This is a genomic window from Acholeplasma granularum ATCC 19168, assembly GCF_000526235.1.
GTDB classification, from domain to species: Bacteria; Bacillota_I; Bacilli_A; order Acholeplasmatales; family Acholeplasmataceae; genus Acholeplasma; species Acholeplasma granularum.
In genome coordinates this window covers 110,249-132,054 of the sequence record NZ_JAFR01000007.1, presented here as the reverse complement: position 1 = coordinate 132,054, position 21,806 = coordinate 110,249, and the positions used below count along the sequence as shown (strand labels likewise).

Here is a 21,806-nt window from a genome sequence, read left to right as displayed (position 1 = left end):
AAAAAATGCCGATTAAAATCTCGGCATTATTTTTTTCTTTGAAAATATCCAATCAATTAAACCAGGCTCTTCATATGCTTTATCCCACACAGCATGTCCTGTATTTTTAAACTCGGTATAATTTATGTCTGCACCAAGTTCGGTGAGTAACTCATATCCTTTTTTAAACGGTAAATGGTTGACCACAGGATCATCAGATGAGTGGAATAACCAAAGAGGCGTTCTTCTAAGGAGTTTAATTTGATTTAGGTCAAGTGTTCCACAAATTGATATAGCAGCAGCAAATTTAGATGGGAATCGACTTATAAAGTCTATAGTTGCTGCACCGCCCATTGAAATTCCGCCTATATAAATAAATTGAGGATCTATTTTAAATTTTTTGGTTAATTCTTTATCTAAAAACTCATTAAATAATAATTGTTGAGGATTTGAATAATTGCTTTTAAAATCATAAGTCCCATTTTTAAGTGCATCTAAATCAACCCAGGACTGTTCACTAGGAAGTTGAGGTGCTATGATTATAGTCTCTTTACCGTAGATAGGATGTTCAATAATGTAATTAAGTATTTTAGCATTACTTTGTATATGACTAATACCGTCATCCCCTCTTTGTCCACTACCATGTAAAAAGATAAAAGCTTTATACTTACGTCTTTTAACTTTAGGGATAAATACACGGTATGTTAAAACCTCATCATTTATTAGACTATTTTCATAAGTTTCAAGAGTCATATAACTTGTCAAATTGATTTCCATTTAATACACTCCTTAATAATTTATTCGTACTTAATAGTCTTATAATCTAAAAATTTATAGGATAATAATTGATTAATTTAACTAAATTTATAAATATCAATTTATTAATTAAGATAAAAACATTTAAAAAAGTACTGAATTCTTTATTATTATACCACAATTTACCAAAAAAAGCATATTCATGGAAATTATTTCGGATTCGAAATATAATGTAACCATATCAATAAGGAGATTAGATAATATGAAAGTAACAGGAATTCATCATATATCAACTATCGTATGGCATGCACAAGAAAATATAGATTTTTATGCAGGTGTACTTGGACTAAAATTAATTAAAAAAACTTTAAATTTTGATGATCATCAAGTCTATCATCTATACTTTGGTAATGATGATGCACAAACAGGAAGTGCAATTACTTTTTTTCCATGGCCAAACACATATAAAGAAGGTATGGTTGGAGATGGTCAGGTAGGAGTTACAAGTTATATGATTCCAGTAGGATCCATGGATTTTTGGAAAGATAGATTTAATAATTTCGGTATTAAATATAATGAAATTACACGCTTTAATGATAAGTTTTTACAGTTTGTTGATCCCCATGGAATAAAAAATGAATTAGTTGAAACTGATTTTGGACCAATGAATAACTTTGAATTTAATGGTGTTACAAAAGATGTAGCAATTAAAGGTTTTTTTGGAGCTGTATTATATAGTAGTAATGTATTAGGTACAAAATCATTCCTATTAGATGATTTAAAACTAAAATTAGTTGAAGAAAATGACTTATATATACGTTTTGAAAGTGATCAAGAGCTTGGAAGATATGTAGATTTATATAAAAAAAGTATGGGACAGTCTAAAATGGGTGCTGGATCTGTTCATCATATTGCTTTTGGTGTAAATGAAACAGAAATTGAATCATGGAAGACATACTTTGAAGAAAAAGGATATCATATAACAGGTGTTAAAGATAGAAAATTCTTCAAATCTATCTACTTTAGAGAACCAGGTGGTACAATTATCGAACTTGCTACAAATACACCAGGATTTGAACAAGATAGCCCATATTTAGAAGAACCAAAACTATTTATGCCACCACATTTTGAAAACCTAAGAAGTGAAGTGGAAACTAAATTGATGCCATTATTTATTCGTCCAATTAAAGAACTAAGAGACTATCCATACCAAAACAAAGAAGAATATTTAATTTGGAAGGCACACCAAGAGTTACTTGAAAAAATAAATTATTATGCAAGAGAATCTAAGGTAAGAAAGTTGAGTAAAGAAGAATTAAGTGACAGAGAAATACTACGAAAAAAATATTTAAAGAATATAAGAGGTACACTAGAAAATAATTTAAATAGTTTATCTGTAGAAGATGAAAACGGAAATTACGTTAATCTAAAGAAAAAAGAGGGTATAAAAAATGACTGATTTACTAGGTATTCACCATATTACAGCAATTACATCTAGTGCACCAAAAATATATGATTTTTATACAAATATATTAGGGTTACGCTTAGTTAAAAAGACTGTGAATCAAGATGATATTAATACATATCACCTATTCTTTGCCGATGATTTAGGTAGTCCAGGAACTGATATTACTTTCTTTGATTTTCAAGGAATACCTCAAGCAAAACATGGTACAAATGAAATATCTCGAAGTGGATTTAGAGTACCTAGTGATGAAGCACTAAATTATTGGATTAAAAGATTTGATAAATATCAAGTAAAACACCAAGGTATTAGAGAAGTCTTTGGTAAAAAAGTAATATACTTTTATGACTTTGACGAACAACCTTACGCACTATTTTCAGATGAACATGATAAAGGTGTAAAGCCAGGTACACCTTGGCTTAAAGGACCCGTCCCAAATGAGTTTGGTATATACGGGCTTGGACCAGTTTACTTAACTGTTAACCGCTATGAATCTATGAAAAACATTTTAACTCAAGTATTTAATTTTAGATTTGTAAAAAAAGAAGGATCACTTCATTTATTTGAAACCGGTGAAGGTGGTAATGGTGCATCCGTAATTGTTGAAGAAAGTGCCCTACTTCCTCAAGGTACTCAAGGATATGGTGGTGTACACCATCTAGCATTTAGAGCGAAAAATAGAAAATCCTTAGATGAATGGGCAGACCACCTATCAAAATTAGGTGCTCCACACTCAGGTTATGTTGACCGTTACTACTTTGAATCTGTATACACTAGATTATATCCAGGAATTTTATTTGAACTTGCAACAGATGAACCAGGATTTATTGATCATGAGGAAACTTATGAAATATTAGGTGAAAAACTTGCATTACCACCAAGGTTTATCAATCAACGTGCTTATGTTGAAAGTGTTGTTAAACATTTTGATACAGTAAGAAGTACAAAAGTATTCGAAAAAGAATACTTGTAGAAGGTGATAATATGAAACAAAAACCTAATCTTAAAACAATGACAATTCTTTTTAGAACACATCAAGCTATTGAGAGTTTAGTCAAAAAAGATGTTAGAAATTATCAACTTACAGTTAATGAGTTTGCTGCGCTTGAAGTTTTATATCACAAAGGTAAAATGCCTGTTCAAAGCATGTGTCAAGCCGTTTTAATTCCAAATTCTTCAATGACTTATGTACTAGATAAACTAGAAGAAAAAGGTTACATTAACCGTATTCAAGATGCAGATGATAAACGAACATTTTATGTAGATTTATCAGAAAAAGGGCATATAAAGGCTGATGAAATTTTTCCAAATCACTATAAGGTAATGGAAAATGTATTTGAAATTTTAACCAACGAAGAAAAACAAACACTTAATGCATTACTTAAAAAGTTAGGATATCACGCAATAGATATGGAGGATTTATAATTGAAACATATATATATAGATAAAAATGCTAATTATACTTTTTTAACACTTCACGGTACTGGTGCAGATGAAAATGATCTCATACCATTAGTAAACTACTTAAATCCTAATTATAATATCTTATCACCTCGTGGTAATGTAAATGAAAATGGACTAAATAGATTCTTTAAAAGACATGGTATGGGCAATTACGATATACCAAATCTTATAGAAGAAACAAATAACTTAAAAGAGTTTATTGTAACGTCAAAAGAATCATATAAGCTAAATATTGATAATATAATCGGTCTTGGATTTTCAAATGGAGCTAATATATTAGAATCCCTCCTACAACTTGATGGTCCCTTAATTAAAACAGCAGTACTTTTAAGCCCTGTCTTATTACAACCTAATGTTGATTTTAAAGATTTAAAAGGTGTTAATATATTTATTGCAACATCAGATAATGATCCTTATGTTAAAAACAAAGAAAATGACATATTAATAGAAAAACTTAAAAATGCAAATGCAAACGTTTATGTTCATAAACATCACCTAGGACATCAAATTAATGAAACAGTACTTAATGATTTAAGAACATGGCTTTCAAAACTTACTAAAAAAGAGTCTTTTTGACTCTTTTTGCTTTATAATGGATATGAGGTAAAAAACAATGAAAATTTTTATGCCAACAAAACAACTCTACAAATTCATATCTTGGTTTATACCATTTTTTGTTCTATCAGGAATCGGAATATATATTGCATATAATGAAAAAAATGAACTCTTATTAAATATTCTTACACTTTTTGTGTTAGCATTAATATTGGTTTATAGTATTGGAAGTAGAATTATTCGTAAAGATAATATAATTATCACAAATGATAGTATCTCTTATGGATTAAAAGAATTAAATAATGAGTGGTTAAAAATAGTTTTTATGAATTTTGAAAAAAACACGATACTATTTATTAACATCAAATCATACTATTATGATGAAACCAAAAATCAATTAAGAATTCAATGGTTTGGTGATGATGAAGATGTCATCAATTTAAAGTATTTTACTAAAAGAACTAAACATAACATTTTAAAAATATTAAATGAAAGGATAAAATAAATGGTTAAAGAAGTTTCAGCTGGCGCAGTCGTCTATACAAAAGTGGAAGATAAATTTCTTTATTTATTAATCCAAAATAAAAATGGAAAACATTTCTCATTTCCTAAAGGACACATTGAAAAAAATGAATCAATAATGGATACAGCAAAAAGAGAAGTATATGAAGAAACAGGCATCCATTTTGAATTTAAATCAGATAAACTAGAGGTTACTACATATTTAATGCCAAACGGCATCTATAAAGATGTATATTATTTTATTGGAGAAGCAAGTAATCAAATTATCAAATTTCAAGAATCTGAGATTTTACATGCAGGGTGGTACACATATGATCAAGTATTAAAATACTTAACATATGATAATGACAAAATGTCATTTATAAAACTTACTAAAAGGTTAGATATTAAATGACAATACATATCATTGGTGATTCTACAGCTGCAAATAAACTGGATACAAAAAGACCAGAACATGGTTGGGGTGAATTTCTAAAAGATTTTCTTACTGATGATGTCAAAGTATTAAATCATGCAAAAAATGGTGAATCAAGTAAATCATTTAAAGACCGACAACTATTTTTAAATGCAAGCAAACACTTTAATAAAGGTGATTATTTGATCATACAATTTGGTCATAATGATTCAAAAATAATTGATCCGGAAAAATATACATTACCATACAAAACATACCAAGAATACATTAACTATTATGTTTTTCAAGCCCATTTACATGGAGTAACACCCATTATTTTTAGTAGTATCTCTAGAAGATTTTTTATTAGTGAAAAAAAGATGCAAAAAAACACAATAAATGAATATCCAAAGGCCGCACTAAGTTTAGCAAAAAATCTTAAAGTTAAACATATAGATATCTATAAAAAAACTGTTGATCTATATAATTATTTAGGTGATAGTTTATCAAAACGTATGTTTATGCACCTAAATAAGAATGAATTTGAAAATTACCCTAATGGATTAGTCGATAATACCCACCTAAAAGCAAATGGTGCAAAAATTATTGCTTCAATTGTTGCATTAAGTTTATATAAGAGTAAACAAACAAAAGAAATTAAACACATCTTCTTAAAGGAAAAATTCTTAAGAAAAATAGATATAAAAAGGATGCTTAAATGAGTAGAGATTATAACGACCAACATATATTTGAAAATCATGAAACAACTAAATATGATCAAATGCCTTATCAACAACAACTAAAAAGTAAACAAGATTTTATAGAAACTTTATTTAAGAAAAAAGCCGATCCGATTATTAAAAACGATCGTCCTAGAGGCTATAGACATAAAGCAGTTTTATCAGCAACAAATATCAATGTTAACAATAACCAACAAATTAGATTAGGTTTATTCTTAGAAGGTACAAAACATATCAAACCTAAATTAGGACACTTTTTACATGATAAAGATATAGATAATATCTTTATTTCGATAGAAAAATTATTAATAAAGTATAAGTTTAAAGCATATGCAAGAAATTATCGTAATGGTATTATTAAACATGTAATGATTAGGAAATCATTTGCTTTTAATACTTTTCAAGTTGTAATTGTTACTCAAAATTCAACATTTCCAAATCATAAACTCTTCATAAGAGAATTATTAGAATTACATCCAGAAATTGAAAGCATTGTTCAAAATATACATCGTAAAGACACGAAGTTTGTATTACTAGATGAAGAACGAATACTATATAAAAATGGATTCATATTTGATAAAATAGGTGATTTAACATTCAAAATCTCTGCTAATGCATTTTATCAAATAAACCCCGTACAAATGTTTAATTTGTATGAAAAAGTTTTTGAATTTGCAGATATTAAAAAAGAAGACATTGTACTGGATTGTTATTCAGGTATTGGTACAATGAGTTTAATTGCTTCTAGTTATGCAAAAACAGTGTACGGATTAGAAATTAATCCGTCATCTCATAAAGATGCAATTGATAATAAAAATCTAAATAAGATTACTAATGTTAACTTTATTTTAGGTGATGTTGAAAAATCAATCACAGACTTTAAAGAAGATGTAGATGTACTTATTATGGATCCAACAAGAGACGGTGCAAGCTTATCATTTATTCAATCTATAATTAAAATTAAACCTAAAAAAATTGTTTATGTGTCATGTGATCCTATGACACAAGAAAGAGATTATAAACAACTTAGAAATCATTATACTTTAAGGAAAATTCAACCGGTTGATATGTTTAGTTACACACCACATGTAGAAAACATTATTATGTTAGAATTAAAATAGATTACTAATACATTATCAAACTAAAAGCTATATCATAAAATGATATGGCTTTTTTAATTTAATATTGACTTAGATTCATTTTTCCCATTTATGAGTGATATACATAAAATTTAACTAAGCTAATATAAATAATTCCTTTAAAAAATCATTATTTCTTTCGAAAACAAATATAATTTGCTATCATATAGATAAATAGTTTATTGCAACCAGGGAGATATGATGAAAAAAGCTACAAAAGAAACTAAATTTAGACATAAAGCTGTTAGGGTATTATTATCACCTTTGCTTAGTTTTTTTATTCGATTAAAATATAAATTAAAATTTAAACATTATAAAGCACTTAAAAATAAGGGGCCATTTCTTATATTAGGAAACCATACAATTAATTTAGATCCAATTATTATGGGTCTACATTTTCCTTTTCCTGTATATTTTATAGCAACTGAGCAAATATTTAACTTAGTTTTTTTATCAAGAGTACTAAAATATTTAGTTAATCCCATTAAAAAATCTAAATCTGTATCTGATATTGAAACAATTAGAAAGGTACGTAGAATTGTTAATGAAGGCGGTTCTATCGGTATTTTTCCTGAAGGAAACACAACCTACACAGGAGAGACCTCAACCATTCAAAAATCAACAGTAAAACTTATCAAAATGCTTAAAATTCCTGTTATCATTCTTAATTTAAAAGGTTTATATTTATCATTTCCAAGGTGGAGCATCTATAAAAAAAGGGGACCTAGTTCATCTTATATTAGTAAAATTATATTACCTGATGAATATTTAAATGATACGGATGATGAACTTTATGAGAAGATTAAAGAATTATTATATGTAAATGCCTATGATGATCAAGAAACTAGTGGTAATTTATATCGTGGAAAAAAACTTGCTCATGGACTTGAAAAACTAATATTTATGGATTTGAAGGTCAATCAACCTTTTGTGGTATACTCAAAAAATAATAAGTTATTATCTAAGATAAGTGATTTCTCACTTACTTATACTAAAAATGGATTATTAGTATCAGATACTGGAGTTACTAAAAATTTGATTGAACTTGAAGATGAATTGAAGAAATCATATTATAAATACTATCTAGATTTAAAGACTAACCTAATTTATCAAGAAAAAGTTAAACTTAGTGAATCTTTTCCAACAAGACGATCAAAAAAAGAGAATTATTTGCTCAATTTAAATAAAGATTCTTTAGTGTTAGAAAAAGAAGATGATCGTATAATATTTTCATTTGATAGTATACAGTCGATTGCTATGCAAGGTAAATTCAAAATTATTATTTATTTATTAGATAAGACTTATCTGATAAAACTGGATAAATATTCAAGTATATATAAATATGTGTTAACTTATCAATTTTATCAACATATTAAAACAAAAGGGGATATAACAGATGACAAGTTTAGACAATTCGGCATTTAGTACGTGGTCATTAATTATTTGGTTTGCATTATTAGCACTAGCTATGCTATTTGGTAATATTATTAGAAGAAAAGTTGGTTTTTTAAAAAAGTTATTATTTCCAACAGCAATTATCGCTGGGTTCCTTGGTTTGGCTTTTAAATATCTAGCCTATTATTTACCGGAAATTATTGACTTTTTCTTCAATGGATACTCAAACTCATTTATATCATCAATCAAGCTAAATGTAATTGATTTTAATATATTCTTACAACAAATAACATATCACTCCCTAGCTTTAGGTTTTATTGCGATGGGATTAAAAACCGCTAAAGATTCTAAAACTAATAAGTTTAAAGGTAAACCAATTAAATCTGGGTTACTGATTGTAAACTCATACTTATTGCAAGGCATTTTAGGTCTGATTTTTACAATTGGGTTAGGTTATATATTTAAAAGCGTTGCACCATATAGTGGATTACTCTTACCAATGGGATTTGGACAAGGTCCTGGTCAAGCAAATAATATTGGTTCAATATTTGAAAATAATGGCTTTATTGGAGGTCAAGCATTTGGTCTGGCTATTTCAACTATTGGATTTATTTGGGCTTCAGTTGCTGGTGTATATTATATTAATAAACGTGCCAAAGAAGGTCTATTAAAACGAATTGATGTGGACAATAAGGAAGTTATAAACTCTGTAGAAATAGAAACATCAGAAGAAATACCAGTATCAGAAGCTATTGATAAGATGAGTATTCAAATTATATTTATTTTTGTTATTTATGCTGTTGCTTATCTATTTATGAAATTTATTACATCATTAATTGGTACATCATCAAACTTTACTACAAGCATGGTAAGTTTAATATGGGGATTTAACTTTATATTTGCTATGTTATTTGCTATTTTATTTAAATTAGGTATTAAGTTTATTAGAAAAAAAGGTTGGATGAAAAGAAAATACACCAATGAATATATGTTAAATAGAATATCAGGTGTATTATTTGATTTTATGGTTGTTGCCTCATTAATGTCAATTAATATTGAAGCACTTGCAGAAACAGGTCTTTTAGTTACACTTATCTTAATGACAACTGCTGCTGGATTTATAACATACTATTACCTTTCTTATACAACAAAAATCATTTATCCAGAATATCCTCATGAAGCATTTGCAACCATGTATGGTAATTTAACTGGAACTGCTCCAAACGGAATTGCTTTGCTTCGTGAAATTGATCCAAATTTTGAAACACCAGCTGCAGATAATCTAGTAACTGGATCATCATCTGCAGTCATGTTTGGTGCACCGATTTTACTCATTACAGGAATTATATATCTACCAGGATGGTATTATTTATGGGGTTCATTCTTTCTATTAATAATTTTCTTTGTAATATTTAATTATTTCATGTTAAAACCAAGTAGGAAATAATCATTATTAATTACCTAAATCGTTGATGATTTAGGTTTTTTTATGTAAAAATTAATTTAATTGTAAATTGATTGATAAAAGTAATATAATTATAGTATATAGTATAAACTATTTATATGGAGGTCATTAATGCAGAAGATTAAAAATGATTTTTTTGAAATATTACTTATATTTTCAAAAATGGAATTACTTCAAAACTTAAGTTCGTTTATTCAAGGAGAAGATGCTTTTTTACTTAAACTGTATTTGAATGAAAAACTAAATCCTAAAAAATTATCTGAAGATTTAAATATAACTAAAGGACGTGTTACAGCCATTATAAATAGTCTAATTAATAAAAATTATGTTGAAAAATTGATAAAACAAACAGATAAACGTTCTTTTGATTGTTTACTAACTGAAAATGGTTACAGTTATATACACAATAAGTTGATGGATTTAGATCATTACTTTGAAGCATTATTTAACCACATTGGATATGATGATTCTAAACAATTAGTTGAAGTACTAAGTAAAGTTCTTCAAAAAGTTCATACATTTGAGGTGAAATAAAATGGTAAAACTACTGAATGTAAGTAAAAAATATAGTATAGGCGAACAAGAAATACTAGCTAATGATGATATAAACTTTGAAATTAAGCAAGGTGAATTTTGTGTTATTTTAGGTCCAAGTGGAGCTGGTAAAACAACTATTTTAAACATATTAGGTGGTATGGATAAACCTAGTAGTGGTGAAGTTATTATTGATGATATGAATGTATCAAAATTTAATTTAAAAGAACTTACCAACTATCGTCGTCATGATGTAGGTTTTGTTTTTCAATTTTATAACCTAATGCCACAACTAACAGCACTTGATAATGTTGAAATTGCATCTGAAATCGGAAAGAATCCATTAGATGCAAAATTAGTTCTTGAACAAGTGGGACTAAAAAATAGAATGAATAATTTCCCATCTCAATTATCAGGCGGTGAACAACAAAGAGTATCAATAGCAAGAGCAATAGCTAAAAACCCTAAAATATTGTTATGCGATGAACCTACTGGTGCACTTGATATTGAAACTGGTAAACAAATTCTACAATTACTTTATGATACATGTAAGATACATAACAAAACAGTCATTATTGTGACACACAATCAAGCAATAGCAAGTATTGCAGATAGAGTTATAAGTGTCAAAAATGGTAAAGTATCATCAGTTAAAATAAATAATAAACCAAAACTGATAGAAGAGGTTACATGGTAATGAAAGCTTACCCTAAATTGGTGATTAAAGATTTAAGACGCTTATTAACAAAATTATTAGCTATCGTATTTATAGTCACTTTAGGTGTTGCATTCTTAGTAGGGCTATTAACCACAGCTCCAAATATGCGTTATACAATAGATAAGTTCTACAAAGAATCAAACACGGCTGATATTATCATTCAAAAATCTACACCTTTTAGTGAAGATGAAATACAAATTCTTGAAAACGATAATAATATTGAAGAAATCATGCCTTATTTTATGATTGATGAAAATATTACTTATGATGGTAGCATGCATATGTCTAGAATTATGTTATTAGATTTTGAATCAGGAATTAATATTAATCAATTAAGAGTTGTAGAAGGTAGATTACCAGAAGTTAATGATAATTATATAGAGGTAGTGGTTGAGGAATCTCAACAGTTTTTATATGAAATTCCTATAGGTTATGAAGTATTCATTAATGATGATATCTTTAAAGTTGTAGGTATAGTAAATCATCCATGGTATTTTGCATATGTACAAGAAATATCATATTTAACTGGAAAACCTATTGAATCAATGATTTATGTAGACAAAACATTTTTACCAACAGAGGTTTATACACAAATAGCAGTAACAATCAAAGATGCAGATAAATATAATACATTTTCTAGAGAGTATGAGGAACTAATTGATAATAAATTAGATAACTTAAAGTTTAAATACCCAAATTTCATATTTACAAATCGTTACATGAATCAAAGTTTTGTTAAATTTAGTTCAGATGTGAAGATAGTTGAAGTCATAGCTATTATTTTTCCATTATTTTTCTTTTTAATTACTATATTAGTATCCATGTCATCAATGACTAGAATTATACATGATCAACGTATACAAATAGGGACTTTAAAATCTTTAGGTTATTCCAATTTTAAAATAATATCAAAATATTTATTATATGTCCTATTAGCCTCTGGTATTGGCGTATTACTTGGTATTGGACTGGGGATTTATTCAATTCCACTAATAGTTTATAATGCCTATATTGTTACCTACAATCTACCTGTACTCGCAATCGAATATCATGTTTTATATATTACTTTAATTTCCCTTACTATGATTTTATCTGTTTTACTTGTAACATTTTTTAGTATTAAAATTGTATTAAAAGAAAGAACGAGTGAACTTTTAAAGCAAAAATCACCAAAACCAGGAAAGAAAATATTATTAGAATATATTCCATTTATATGGAATAAACTTAAATTTAAATATAAATCAACATTTAGAAATATTTTTAGACAAAAAAGGAATCTGTTTTTAATGTTAATTGGTATATCAGGATCAACTGCGTTATTACTTGCCGGATTTGGTATTAAAAATTCTGTAGACTTTTCAGGAGATTATCAATTTAATAAAATGTATCAATATGATATAGAAATTACCACAAGTAGCTCATTAGATATAGAACTACTTAATAATTTTAATCAGTTAAAAGTAGCAGATTTAACTGCCAATTATAATGAACTTGATTATATTAATGTTATTATTCCTAGTGATGAGAACTTAACAAATACCATGATCAATTTTAAAGATACAAATAACGATAAAATAACCTTTGATAATCAGAGTGTGTTTATTACAGAAAGCTTTGCAAGGCTACACAATATTCATAAAGGTGATTTAATTTTACTGACGATTTTAGATGAAAAAATAAGTGTTACAGTCACCGATATTATAGAATTTTATTTTGGTGATTATATATATATTGCCAAAGATTTAATCAATAATCACTCGCAACTAATATATAATAAAATTTATGTTAAAACTAATATTTCTAATCCTAATATTTATGATGAATTATTAATCTCATTAGATAACGTAGATACGATATCACTTGTTCAAAGTAAGCAAAATATGATGTCAACATTTGAGCAGACATCATCCAGTATGAATAGTGTTATTATTTTATTAGTAATTTTTGCAAGTATTTTAGCGATTATAATTAATTATAATCTAACATTAATTACAATCGGTACTAGACAAAAAGAAATGGCAACCTTAAAAGTATTAGGTTATCATGAAAAAGAAGTGGCCGGTTATGTATTTAGAGAAACTATAATCATTTCAAGTGTTGCAATCATCTTAGGATTATTGTTAGGACGTTTGTTACACTACTTTATTATTTCTCAAATCATAATGGATGGTATGATGCTAAAAAATGAAATTCACTACATAAGTTATATTATTACTGCTTTTATGTCTTATTTATACTTACTTATTGTATATTTATTATCTATTCCTAAAATCAATAAGGTTGATATGCTTGAAGCATTAAAATCTTTTGAATAAATTATGTACATTCAAGGTGATATAATTACATTTATTGGTTATAATAACTATATAAGGGTTAGGGGTATTATAAGTTGAAGTCATTTGATGAACAAATAGATAAAGAATTACGTTTAACTGGAAAGTTTATAAGGTTTTTTACACCTAATTTTAAGGTAGGAACTTTAAAGATGGCTAAAAAACTAATGAGTACAATTAAAGGAAGAACCTTTCAAAATTTATATTATGAAGAAGTATATATAAAAAGAGAAGATAACACACAATTAAGACTTACTATTTATGCACCTTTAAAAAGAAAGTTTAATGCACCAGGACTTCTTTGGATGCATGGTGGTGGTTATGGTCTTGGAATTCCTGAAATGGATGAAAGATTATATAAAAAGTTAATAGATGAGACAGATTGTGTCATAATTGCACCTGATTATACTTTATCAGTTGAAAAACCCTATCCACAAGCTATCAATGATTGTTATCTTGCACTAATGTGGATGAAAAAACACCATATGAATTATATGATTAATATAAATCAGCTGATGATTGGTGGCGAGTCAGCTGGTGGTGGATTAACTGCAGCACTTGCTTTAATGGCTCGTGATAAAAATGAGGTAAACGTCTGTTTTCAAATGCCTTTATATCCAATGATTGATGATCGAATGATTACACCTTCATCTCAAAACAATGATGATCCTGTGTGGAGTTCAAAATCTAATAAACTTGCTTGGGAGCTATATTTAGGTGAACTTTATGGCAGAGATGATGTACCATATTATGCAGCACCTGCTAGAGCATTAAATTTAAAAAATCTACCACCATGTCTTACTTATGTAGGTAGTATCGAACCTTTTAGAGATGAAACAGTTGAATATGTAAATAGATTACAACTTCAAGGTAATCTTGTTACGTTTAAGATATTTGATGGTGGATTCCATGCTTTTGATATATTAGGCGAAAAGACTAAAATCGGTTCATCAGCTTTAACATTTCTTCTTGAAAATTTCAAATTTGCAACAAAAAATTATTTTAAGGAAAACAAAATTCATGTCAAAAATGATCACATTTAAAATAGATAAAAAATATATTGGAGAAAGCATTCGTTATTTTCTCCAAAATTACCATGTAGGCAAAGCTACAATTTATAAATATTCGTCAAGTCATTTACTTAGTATAAACGGCATTACTGTAAACAGTGAATACCGATTTAAAGCAAATGATATATTAACAATTGAACTTATGAAAAACGAGGTAGAAGCGAACTTTGATAATTTCTTACCTAAAATAGATATCATTTATGAGGATGAAGATATTTTAATTGTAAATAAACCAGTAAACCTAATTATCCATGATGATGGAAAAACTACTGATACACTAACCGATCGTGTTAACCGATATTATGAAGAAAGTGGTTATCATCATCAAGTATTGCCGGCACATAGAATTGATAAGGACACATCAGGTATTGTTGTCTTTGCAAAACACTTTATCTCGTTAGCTTATTTATCTAATTTATTCGAGACACGTAATGTTGTAAAAAAGTATATATGTGTTGTAGAAAATCAAGTGAAAAATAAAACAGGTATAATTGAAACAAAACTAATTAAGGATAATCAATTAGGTAAAATGATTGAAAGTAGTAAAGGTAAACTTGCAATTACTAAGTACAAAGTTCTTAAATATGAATCTACTAAAACAAGATTAGAAGTAGAAATTGAAACAGGAAGAACACATCAAATTAGATCACAATTAGCAAGTATCAATCATCCTGTTGTAGGTGATGTTATTTATGGTGTTAAAAGTTCAAGACTACTTTTACATTTTAGTGAAATTACATTTCCTATGTTTAGAACAAATAAAATCGAAACATTTAAATCAAATGCCCCATTTTAATTAATAAAAAAGATACCATTTAGTATTTGGTATCTTTTTTGCTTAATTTGATATTTTATCATTTAAAGTTAACAGTTCATTTTCAGTTAAATAACGCCAATATCCTTCAGGTAAATTATCTAGTAAAATATGCATAATTCGAATTCTTTTAAGTTCAATCACTTTGTACCCTAGACTATCAGCCATTCTTCTAATTTGACGGTTTAAACCTTGTTTAATCGTTAATTTAAAACTATATTCATCAACAACTTCTAATTTTGAAGGTAATGTTTTTTGATTTTTATGTAAAACTGGATTATAAATTGTTACACCAGACTCTAAAGCCTTGGTGAAATACTCATCGTAAGGCTTATTTAATGTAACTAAATATTCTTTATCATGACCATTTTCAACACGTAATATTTTATTTACAATACTACCATCATTTGTAAGAAGAATTAAACCTGTAGAGTCTTTGTCTAAACGTCCAATAGGAAATATTTTTTCAGGGTAGTTCATGTATGTAATCATGTTACCTGAGATTGCAGTATCTGTAGTAGAAACTATACCTTTTGGTTTGTTTAGTAAAATATATACTTTTTCTTTAAGTGGACGAATTTCTTTGTTATCAAGTGTGACAATGTCTGTTTTATTTATTTGCATACCTACGGTTGCAACTTTCCCATTAACTTTAATACGACCATGTTCTATTAAAGTGTCAGCTCCACGTCTAGATGATACCCCCGTTTTAGAAATATAAAGATTAAGTCGTAATGTTTCTTTGAATTCTTGATCAATTAGATCGTTACTTGGCTTATGATATTTTTTATATTGTTTTGCAAACATATGATTACCTACTTATTATAAGATAATACCATTGTACCAAATTAAACATAAAAAATTTAAATTATGGTGTCTTTATTCACATATATGAATAAATATTCAACAATTGTTTTTTTATGTCTTTTATTTACCAATGAAATAAGATACAATATATCTAAATGTAAAAAATAAAGGAGATTAACATGACAAAAAAGATGAATCCTGGTCCATTAGGTTTACTAGGTTTTGGTATGACAACAATATTATTAAACTTGCATAATGCAGGTATTACTGAGCTTACATTAGTAATTATTGCTATGGGTATTGCTTTAGGTGGGTTAGCACAAATTGTTGCAGGTATTTTAGAATTTAAAAACAATAATAACTTTGGTGGAACAGCATTTACAGCTTATGGTTTCTTTTGGTTATCACTAGTAATTATTTGGTTATACCCGTCTGAATATCCAGCACTAACTGCTGATCTAACATCTATGGGTTTTTACTTATTATTATGGGCTATATTTACAACTTTCATGGCAGTAGGTACAATCACTCATAATACTATTACTAAATTAGTATTTGGGTCATTAGCATTGTTATTTTACCTTCTAGCACTTGGTGATTTCACAGGTATTTCATTTATTACGATGGTTGCTGGTTACGTTGGTATTATTACAGGTTTATTTGCTATGTATAGTGCTGTTGGCCAAATTGTTAATGAAGAACTTGGCAAAAAAGTTTTCCCATTATAACAGGTAAATAAATAAAATATAATTTTGGTATTGCATTTTATTATAACTTGCATTATAATGTTTGACAAGCGATGAAAAAGAGTAGTAATTTATGTTTCTTTTTAAAGAGAGCTGATGGTTGGTGTAAATCAGTAAAAGTAGTAAATGAACGTGCTTTGGAGCTTTTAAATCGAAACTAGATGAGGTTTAAACGTAGTTCGGCGTTAACGATACAAGTGCTAGATTTATTCTAGAACTAAGGTGGTACCGCGATTAATTCGTCCTTAGACATTTTATTGTCTAGGGATTTTATTTTATAAGGTACAATTACTCTCATTAAGTTAGGTTTAAACGTAAATAACGGCGTTAACGTTTTTAAGTGCTAATTTTTTTGATTTTAAGAAAAGTTAGAATTTAGGTGGTACCACGGTTTATTTAATCGTCCTATAGTGTTTTATCTATGGGACGTTTTTATTTTATTTGTCATTTAAAAAAAGGAGAAGAAAGAAAATGATCAAAAAAAGTATAGTTTTAACGGTATTATTAAGTTTGGTAGCTTTATTAATTGGATGTGATATGGGCAGTTCAAACACATTTACATTCGTAATTGATGAATCATATGATTCTTATATTACAATGGGAACATCAGCAGATTATGCACCATATGAATGGTTAATCAATGATGGTAACAATAATCAAACAGTTGTAGGTATAGATATTGAGATTGCTAAAGAAATCGCTAAAGCTCTTGGTAAAAACTTAAAGGTTATTAATAAGGGTTTTGACTTTTTATTAGAAGATCTTAAAAATGGTAAAGTTGATTTTGTCATTTCTGCTATGACACCAACAGAAGAACGTGCAAAGATAGTTGATTTTTCTGATGTATATTATATGGCAACCCAAGTTATGTTAATCAAAGAAGCTGACTTAGCAACATATACCTCTATTGAATCACTAGATAAATCTAATATTAGAATTGGTGCACAATTAGGCTCAATTCAACAAGATTATGTAGAAGATTTATTTCTTAAAGCACAAAAACAATTCATTCAAGCTGTTCCTAATCTAGTAATGGGGCTGACAGAAAATCAATTATCTGGTGTTGTTTTGGAAAAACCAGTAGCACAAGGTTATGTAAATAATGTAAGTGGTCTTGCTATAGCAGAATTTTTAATTGGGAATCCTGAAGACGGTTCTGCAGTTGCAGTTAAAAAAGGTGATGTAGTATTATTAAATTTAATCAATGATGTAATTGATGAACTTATATCATCTGGAAAAATGGACCAATTTGTAGCTGATAATGTTTTATTAAATAGTTAATCATGGACTTTTCATTTATATTTGATTTATTTTATTTAAAAACACTTTTACAAGGATTAATGGTTACAATTATATTTGCCTTAATAGCCGTCATTTTTGGTACATTAATTGCTATTATTCCTACATATTTTAGATTATCTAAATATAAAGTACTAAACATTATTGGTTCATCATATGTTGAAGTTATTCGTGGTACACCTCTACTGGTTCAAGTGATGTTAATATATGCAATGGTTCAATTACCAGTTATGACTGTGCTTGGAATGGATTTTGGGGCATTTTTACTAGGTATGTTTGCACTATTAATTAATAGTAGTGCATATGTATCAGAAACATTAAGAGCTGGTATTTTATCTGTTGATCGTGGTCAAAAAGAAGCAGGACTTAGTTTAGGTATGACAACAAATCAAACAATGATCTATGTAATACTTCCTCAAGCAATTAAAAATATTATGCCTGCACTTGGTAATGAATTTGTAACATTAATAAAAGAAACATCGATATTTATGTATTTGGGTATTGCAGAACTAATGTATAGCGCTCAAATTGTAAAAACTGCTACTTACCAAACAAAAGAAGTATATATAATTACTGCTCTACTTTATTTTGTACTAACATTTACAACATCTAAGTTGATGACTAAATTAGAAAAAAGGATGAGACTTCAAGATGCAAAATAAATTATTTGAAATTAAAGATTTGTATAAGAAATTTGATGATGGCACAGTCGCTTTAAATAACATTAGTCTAGATATATATGAAGGTATTACTGTGATTATTGGTCCATCAGGAAGTGGCAAATCTACATTACTAAGAACTCTAAATCTAATGGAACAACCAACTACTGGTGAAATTATATATAATAATAAAAATATTAATTCTAAGGAAATAAACATCAATCATCATCGTAAAGATGTAGGTATGGTTTTCCAAAGTTTTAATTTATTTCCTCACCTTAGTGTATTAGAAAACTTAAATTTAGCACAAATAAAGGTTTTACATCTTGATAAATTAACTGCTACAAATCGATCATTATTTTATTTAGAAAAAGTTGGATTATTAGATAAAAAAGATCAATTTCCAAATAAACTTAGTGGTGGACAAAAACAAAGAATTGCAATCGCCCGTGCTTTATGTATGGAACCTAAAGTCATTTTATTTGATGAACCCACATCAGCACTTGATCCTGAAATGATTGGAGAAGTGTTGTCTGTTATGAAAGAATTAGTTGGTTTAGGTATGCATATGGTTGTAGTAACACATGAAATGGATTTTGCAAAAAACTTTGGTAACCGTATAGTTTTTATGGATAAAGGCGAAGTTGTTGAGATTGGTACACCTCAGGTTATCTTTGAAAATCCGACTAAAAAACGTACAAGTGATTTCCTAGAGTCAATTGAACATAAATTGTCTTAAAATATCTTTATAAAACACATAAACTTCTAGTTTATTATAGTTATACTTGAATATAATTGTATTCCTCGTATAATTATATTGCGAGGTTTAATTTACTATGAAAAAACACATACAAACTATTTTAAGCGCTGTAATGGCGGGCTCTTTAATTGCAATAGCTGGAACTATTTATTTATTCTTAAAATCTGATGGAAAGGGCATACTTGGAGCATTCTTATTCGGATTTGGATTATTAACGGTAGTATCATTAAATTTTAAATTATATACTGGGAGAGTTGGTTATCTCATCGATAATGATAAAAAGTATATGATTGAAATTTTATTGATTATATTAGGTAATATGATTGGTGGATTACTTATTGCGAGTATTTTATACTTATCTAATTATCAAGTAATTATTGATCAAGCAAAAGCAGTTGTTGATATAAAATTATCTAGAAACATTTTAGAAATTTTTGGATTATCAATACTTTGTGGAATGATGATGTACTTAGGTGTTGATGGTTATAAAAGAGCAAAAAATGACACAGCAAAAGTTGTTATAAATATATTTGCTGTAGCTATTTTTGTTATACTAGGTTTTGAACATTCTATTGCAAATATATTTTACTTTTATCTAGCAAATCAGTGGTCTTGGTATATGGTTATTGCATATATTATTATGATATTAGGTAATGGTCTGGGTGCAATTTTATTAAATGGTATTGAAAAACTAGGGAAAACAAAATTTGAATAATTCATAAATACCTCTATAATTTAGATTATGGAGGTTTTTTTATATCAAAACAAGGTTAAAAGTCTAAGAAAGATTATTTGAATGGCTATTGTTTTACAATTACAATCGCAAGAAAATAAAAAGTAGACTTTTTTTAAATTCACTACAATTTAAAGTCTTAAAATCATTATGTGTTGGTATTTTGATAAAATAAACTTAAGAGGTGATTTATAATGAAAGCAGAAGTTGTTGTTATAACTGGGGCAAGCTCTGGAATAGGTAGAGCAAGTGCGATTTATCTTAAACAAAAAGGATATATTGTGTATGCATTAGCTAGAAGATTAGATAAATTAAAATATTTAGAATCAAAAGGTATTCATACAATGTATTTAGATGTAACAGATAATGAACTAGTTTATAAAGTGATAAATGATATTTATGAAAAAGAAGGACGAATTGACGTGTTATTTAATAATGCTGGATATGGACTATACGGTCCTATTGAAGATCTTTCTTTAGAGGATGCAAGAAATCAATTCGAAGTTAATTTATTTGGTGTAGCAAATATGATAAAACATGTCTTACCAATTATGAGAAAACAGCATTTTGGAAAAATTATCAGTACTTCTAGTATTGGAGGTAAAGTTGCATCACTACTAGGTGGCTGGTATCATGCATCAAAGTTTGCTCTTGAAGGATTAAGCGATAGTTTAAGATTAGAAGTCAAACAGTTTAACATTAAAGTTGTACTTTTAGAACCAGGCTTAATAAAAACTGAATTTATGCAAAACACATTTGAACATGCAAAAAATTTAAATGAAAATACAGCATATAAAGAAACGATTGAATATGTAATGAAGCAAGCTGAAAAAGACTATATTAAAGGAAGTGTGGGCTCTAGTCCAATTGTTGTAGCAAAAAGTCTTCATAAAGCAATTAAATCAAGACATCCTAAGACACGCTATAGAATGGGTCGATTAAGTTTTATTGCATTATTTAGCAAAAGAATTTTACCTGATAAAGTACTTGATTGGTTTTTATTAAAAAGATAAGGAACTTATAAAATGAAAGATCTAACAGAACTTCAATACAAAGTAACCAAAGAAAATGCCACAGAGCCACCTTTTAAAAATGAATACTGGAATAATTTTAAACCAGGTATTTATGTTGATATTACTGATGGTACACCATTGTTTACATCTTTAGATAAATATGATGCTGGATGTGGATGGCCATCGTTTGTTAAGCCTATTAATTTAGGTAACATAGTAAATGAAATCGACCGATCACATTTTTTGACTCGAATTGAGGTAAGAACAAAGGCCTCAGATATACATCTAGGTCATGTCTTTCCTGATGGACCTAAAGATAAAGGTGGACTTAGATACTGTATGAATTCAGCCAGTTTAAAGTTTATAGCTTATGAAGATTTAGATGAAGCTGGTTATGGTGAATATAAAAGTATGTTTACATAATGAAAATAAGGTAACCAATATGA

General features: G+C 27.9%; 24 protein-coding genes and 1 other annotated feature. Of the genes, 22 read left to right on the top strand and 2 right to left on the bottom strand.

All coding sequences use genetic code 11. The features are described from left to right. Nucleotides 1-12: 12 nt before the first annotated feature. Nucleotides 13-756 (bottom strand): carboxylesterase family protein, encoded by a 744-nt coding sequence (locus tag G324_RS07650; RefSeq protein ID WP_025724844.1) that lies wholly within the window; start codon nucleotides 754-756, stop codon nucleotides 13-15. A 241-nt stretch (nucleotides 757-997) separates the two neighbouring features. Here G324_RS07650 and G324_RS07155 point away from each other — a divergent pair, with 241 nt between their 5' ends. The 15 genes from G324_RS07155 to G324_RS0102510 all read left to right on the top strand — a co-directional run bounded on the left by G324_RS07155 (nucleotide 998) and on the right by G324_RS0102510 (nucleotide 15,325). Further along, a complete protein-coding gene (locus G324_RS07155) occupies nucleotides 998-2,194 on the top strand; it encodes a DUF896 domain-containing protein (protein WP_162146834.1) in 1,197 nt (398 codons plus the stop codon). Continuing rightward, a complete protein-coding gene (locus G324_RS0102575; RefSeq protein WP_025724842.1) occupies nucleotides 2,187-3,173 on the top strand; it encodes a ring-cleaving dioxygenase in 987 nt (328 codons plus the stop codon). Before G324_RS07155 ends, G324_RS0102575 begins: the two co-directional genes overlap by 8 nt. 11 nt (nucleotides 3,174-3,184) lie before the next feature. Continuing rightward, a complete protein-coding gene (locus G324_RS0102570; protein ID WP_025724841.1) occupies nucleotides 3,185-3,625 on the top strand; it encodes a MarR family winged helix-turn-helix transcriptional regulator in 441 nt (146 codons plus the stop codon). Further along, on the top strand, nucleotides 3,626-4,240 hold the full coding sequence (locus tag G324_RS07150; RefSeq protein ID WP_162146833.1) for an alpha/beta hydrolase: 615 nt from the start codon (nucleotides 3,626-3,628) through the stop codon (nucleotides 4,238-4,240). Between the two features lie 37 nt (nucleotides 4,241-4,277). Beyond that, nucleotides 4,278-4,724 carry a hypothetical protein gene (locus G324_RS0102560; protein WP_025724839.1) on the top strand — a complete coding sequence of 149 codons (447 nt, stop codon included), beginning with the start codon at nucleotides 4,278-4,280 and terminating at the stop codon, nucleotides 4,722-4,724. Next, a complete protein-coding gene (locus tag G324_RS0102555) occupies nucleotides 4,725-5,135 on the top strand; it encodes a bis(5'-nucleosyl)-tetraphosphatase (RefSeq protein WP_162146832.1) in 411 nt (136 codons plus the stop codon). It begins immediately after the preceding gene. Next, nucleotides 5,132-5,857 (top strand): rhamnogalacturonan acetylesterase, encoded by a 726-nt coding sequence (locus G324_RS07145; RefSeq protein WP_162146831.1) that lies wholly within the window; start codon nucleotides 5,132-5,134, stop codon nucleotides 5,855-5,857. Before G324_RS0102555 ends, G324_RS07145 begins: the two co-directional genes overlap by 4 nt. Then, nucleotides 5,854-6,996, top strand: coding sequence for a 23S rRNA (uracil(1939)-C(5))-methyltransferase RlmD (gene rlmD / locus G324_RS0102545; RefSeq protein WP_025724836.1), 1,143 nt, complete (start codon nucleotides 5,854-5,856; stop codon nucleotides 6,994-6,996). The genes G324_RS07145 and rlmD overlap by 4 nt, the downstream gene beginning before the upstream one ends. Before the next feature lie 219 nt (nucleotides 6,997-7,215). Next, nucleotides 7,216-8,439, top strand: a complete 1,224-nt coding sequence (locus G324_RS0102540) for a lysophospholipid acyltransferase family protein (protein ID WP_025724835.1) — start codon at nucleotides 7,216-7,218, stop codon at nucleotides 8,437-8,439. Beyond that, entirely contained in the window at nucleotides 8,411-9,856 is a 1,446-nt protein-coding gene (locus tag G324_RS0102535; RefSeq protein ID WP_025724834.1) for a sodium/glutamate symporter family protein, read from the top strand. The genes G324_RS0102540 and G324_RS0102535 overlap by 29 nt, the downstream gene beginning before the upstream one ends. A 129-nt stretch (nucleotides 9,857-9,985) precedes the next feature. Next, nucleotides 9,986-10,408 (top strand): MarR family winged helix-turn-helix transcriptional regulator, encoded by a 423-nt coding sequence (locus G324_RS0102530; protein WP_025724833.1) that lies wholly within the window; start codon nucleotides 9,986-9,988, stop codon nucleotides 10,406-10,408. Between the two features lies 1 nt (nucleotide 10,409). Continuing rightward, a complete protein-coding gene (locus G324_RS0102525) occupies nucleotides 10,410-11,105 on the top strand; it encodes an ABC transporter ATP-binding protein (RefSeq protein WP_025724832.1) in 696 nt (231 codons plus the stop codon). Beyond that, complete coding sequence (locus G324_RS0102520; protein WP_025724831.1) at nucleotides 11,105-13,441, top strand: ABC transporter permease; 2,337 nt, start codon at nucleotides 11,105-11,107, stop codon at nucleotides 13,439-13,441. The genes G324_RS0102525 and G324_RS0102520 overlap by 1 nt, the downstream gene beginning before the upstream one ends. Before the next feature lie 74 nt (nucleotides 13,442-13,515). Continuing rightward, nucleotides 13,516-14,502 carry an alpha/beta hydrolase gene (locus G324_RS0102515; protein ID WP_025724830.1) on the top strand — a complete coding sequence of 329 codons (987 nt, stop codon included), beginning with the start codon at nucleotides 13,516-13,518 and terminating at the stop codon, nucleotides 14,500-14,502. Continuing rightward, a complete protein-coding gene (locus G324_RS0102510) occupies nucleotides 14,480-15,325 on the top strand; it encodes an RluA family pseudouridine synthase (protein ID WP_025724829.1) in 846 nt (281 codons plus the stop codon). Before G324_RS0102515 ends, G324_RS0102510 begins: the two co-directional genes overlap by 23 nt. A gap of 42 nt (nucleotides 15,326-15,367) precedes the next feature. Here G324_RS0102510 and G324_RS0102505 read toward each other — a convergent pair whose 3' ends face one another. Beyond that, complete coding sequence (locus tag G324_RS0102505; RefSeq protein ID WP_162146830.1) at nucleotides 15,368-16,150, bottom strand: pseudouridine synthase; 783 nt, start codon at nucleotides 16,148-16,150, stop codon at nucleotides 15,368-15,370. A gap of 179 nt (nucleotides 16,151-16,329) precedes the next feature. On the opposite strand from G324_RS0102505, the gene G324_RS0102500 reads away from it, so the two are divergent. From G324_RS0102500 to msrB, 7 genes are all read left to right on the top strand, one after another. After that, a complete protein-coding gene (locus G324_RS0102500; protein WP_035357159.1) occupies nucleotides 16,330-16,878 on the top strand; it encodes an acetate uptake transporter in 549 nt (182 codons plus the stop codon). Between the two features lie 62 nt (nucleotides 16,879-16,940). Continuing rightward, nucleotides 16,941-17,146: a binding site (T-box leader), on the top strand. A 221-nt stretch (nucleotides 17,147-17,367) separates the two neighbouring features. After that, complete coding sequence (locus G324_RS0102495) at nucleotides 17,368-18,177, top strand: transporter substrate-binding domain-containing protein (RefSeq protein ID WP_025724826.1); 810 nt, start codon at nucleotides 17,368-17,370, stop codon at nucleotides 18,175-18,177. 2 nt (nucleotides 18,178-18,179) lie between these two features. Further along, the gene (locus G324_RS0102490) at nucleotides 18,180-18,857 is read left to right on the top strand and encodes an amino acid ABC transporter permease (protein ID WP_025724825.1); all 678 of its coding nucleotides are present in this window, start codon (nucleotides 18,180-18,182) and stop codon (nucleotides 18,855-18,857) included. Further along, nucleotides 18,847-19,593 carry an amino acid ABC transporter ATP-binding protein gene (locus G324_RS0102485; RefSeq protein WP_035357157.1) on the top strand — a complete coding sequence of 249 codons (747 nt, stop codon included), beginning with the start codon at nucleotides 18,847-18,849 and terminating at the stop codon, nucleotides 19,591-19,593. The genes G324_RS0102490 and G324_RS0102485 overlap by 11 nt, the downstream gene beginning before the upstream one ends. Nucleotides 19,594-19,690: 97 nt before the next feature. Beyond that, nucleotides 19,691-20,329 (top strand): formate/nitrite transporter family protein, encoded by a 639-nt coding sequence (locus tag G324_RS0102480; protein ID WP_025724823.1) that lies wholly within the window; start codon nucleotides 19,691-19,693, stop codon nucleotides 20,327-20,329. 212 nt (nucleotides 20,330-20,541) lie between these two features. Continuing rightward, nucleotides 20,542-21,360 carry an oxidoreductase gene (locus G324_RS0102475; RefSeq protein WP_035357155.1) on the top strand — a complete coding sequence of 273 codons (819 nt, stop codon included), beginning with the start codon at nucleotides 20,542-20,544 and terminating at the stop codon, nucleotides 21,358-21,360. A gap of 12 nt (nucleotides 21,361-21,372) precedes the next feature. Further along, nucleotides 21,373-21,783: a peptide-methionine (R)-S-oxide reductase MsrB gene (gene msrB / locus G324_RS0102470; protein WP_025724821.1), complete on the top strand. Its 411-nt coding sequence runs from the start codon at nucleotides 21,373-21,375 to the stop codon at nucleotides 21,781-21,783. The last annotated feature ends 23 nt before the right edge of the window (nucleotides 21,784-21,806 follow it).

What these genes read in the sequence shown, in the direction of transcription:
- G324_RS07650 (WP_025724844.1), bottom strand. Translation starts at nt 756, where the DNA reads ATGGAAATCAATTTGACAAGTTATATGACTCTTGAAACTTATGAAAAT.
- G324_RS07155 (WP_162146834.1), top strand. Translation starts at nt 998, where the DNA reads ATGAAAGTAACAGGAATTCATCATATATCAACTATCGTATGGCATGCA.
- G324_RS0102575 (WP_025724842.1), top strand. Translation starts at nt 2,187, where the DNA reads ATGACTGATTTACTAGGTATTCACCATATTACAGCAATTACATCTAGT.
- G324_RS0102570 (WP_025724841.1), top strand. Translation starts at nt 3,185, where the DNA reads ATGAAACAAAAACCTAATCTTAAAACAATGACAATTCTTTTTAGAACA.
- G324_RS0102560 (WP_025724839.1), top strand. Translation starts at nt 4,278, where the DNA reads ATGAAAATTTTTATGCCAACAAAACAACTCTACAAATTCATATCTTGG.
- G324_RS0102555 (WP_162146832.1), top strand. Translation starts at nt 4,725, where the DNA reads ATGGTTAAAGAAGTTTCAGCTGGCGCAGTCGTCTATACAAAAGTGGAA.
- G324_RS07145 (WP_162146831.1), top strand. Translation starts at nt 5,132, where the DNA reads ATGACAATACATATCATTGGTGATTCTACAGCTGCAAATAAACTGGAT.
- rlmD (WP_025724836.1), top strand. Translation starts at nt 5,854, where the DNA reads ATGAGTAGAGATTATAACGACCAACATATATTTGAAAATCATGAAACA.
- G324_RS0102540 (WP_025724835.1), top strand. Translation starts at nt 7,216, where the DNA reads ATGAAAAAAGCTACAAAAGAAACTAAATTTAGACATAAAGCTGTTAGG.
- G324_RS0102535 (WP_025724834.1), top strand. Translation starts at nt 8,411, where the DNA reads ATGACAAGTTTAGACAATTCGGCATTTAGTACGTGGTCATTAATTATT.
- G324_RS0102530 (WP_025724833.1), top strand. Translation starts at nt 9,986, where the DNA reads ATGCAGAAGATTAAAAATGATTTTTTTGAAATATTACTTATATTTTCA.
- G324_RS0102525 (WP_025724832.1), top strand. Translation starts at nt 10,410, where the DNA reads ATGGTAAAACTACTGAATGTAAGTAAAAAATATAGTATAGGCGAACAA.
- G324_RS0102520 (WP_025724831.1), top strand. Translation starts at nt 11,105, where the DNA reads ATGAAAGCTTACCCTAAATTGGTGATTAAAGATTTAAGACGCTTATTA.
- G324_RS0102510 (WP_025724829.1), top strand. Translation starts at nt 14,480, where the DNA reads ATGTCAAAAATGATCACATTTAAAATAGATAAAAAATATATTGGAGAA.
- G324_RS0102505 (WP_162146830.1), bottom strand. Translation starts at nt 16,150, where the DNA reads ATGTTTGCAAAACAATATAAAAAATATCATAAGCCAAGTAACGATCTA.
- G324_RS0102500 (WP_035357159.1), top strand. Translation starts at nt 16,330, where the DNA reads ATGACAAAAAAGATGAATCCTGGTCCATTAGGTTTACTAGGTTTTGGT.
- G324_RS0102495 (WP_025724826.1), top strand. Translation starts at nt 17,368, where the DNA reads ATGATCAAAAAAAGTATAGTTTTAACGGTATTATTAAGTTTGGTAGCT.
- G324_RS0102490 (WP_025724825.1), top strand. Translation starts at nt 18,180, where the DNA reads ATGGACTTTTCATTTATATTTGATTTATTTTATTTAAAAACACTTTTA.
- G324_RS0102485 (WP_035357157.1), top strand. Translation starts at nt 18,847, where the DNA reads ATGCAAAATAAATTATTTGAAATTAAAGATTTGTATAAGAAATTTGAT.
- G324_RS0102480 (WP_025724823.1), top strand. Translation starts at nt 19,691, where the DNA reads ATGAAAAAACACATACAAACTATTTTAAGCGCTGTAATGGCGGGCTCT.
- G324_RS0102475 (WP_035357155.1), top strand. Translation starts at nt 20,542, where the DNA reads ATGAAAGCAGAAGTTGTTGTTATAACTGGGGCAAGCTCTGGAATAGGT.
- msrB (WP_025724821.1), top strand. Translation starts at nt 21,373, where the DNA reads ATGAAAGATCTAACAGAACTTCAATACAAAGTAACCAAAGAAAATGCC.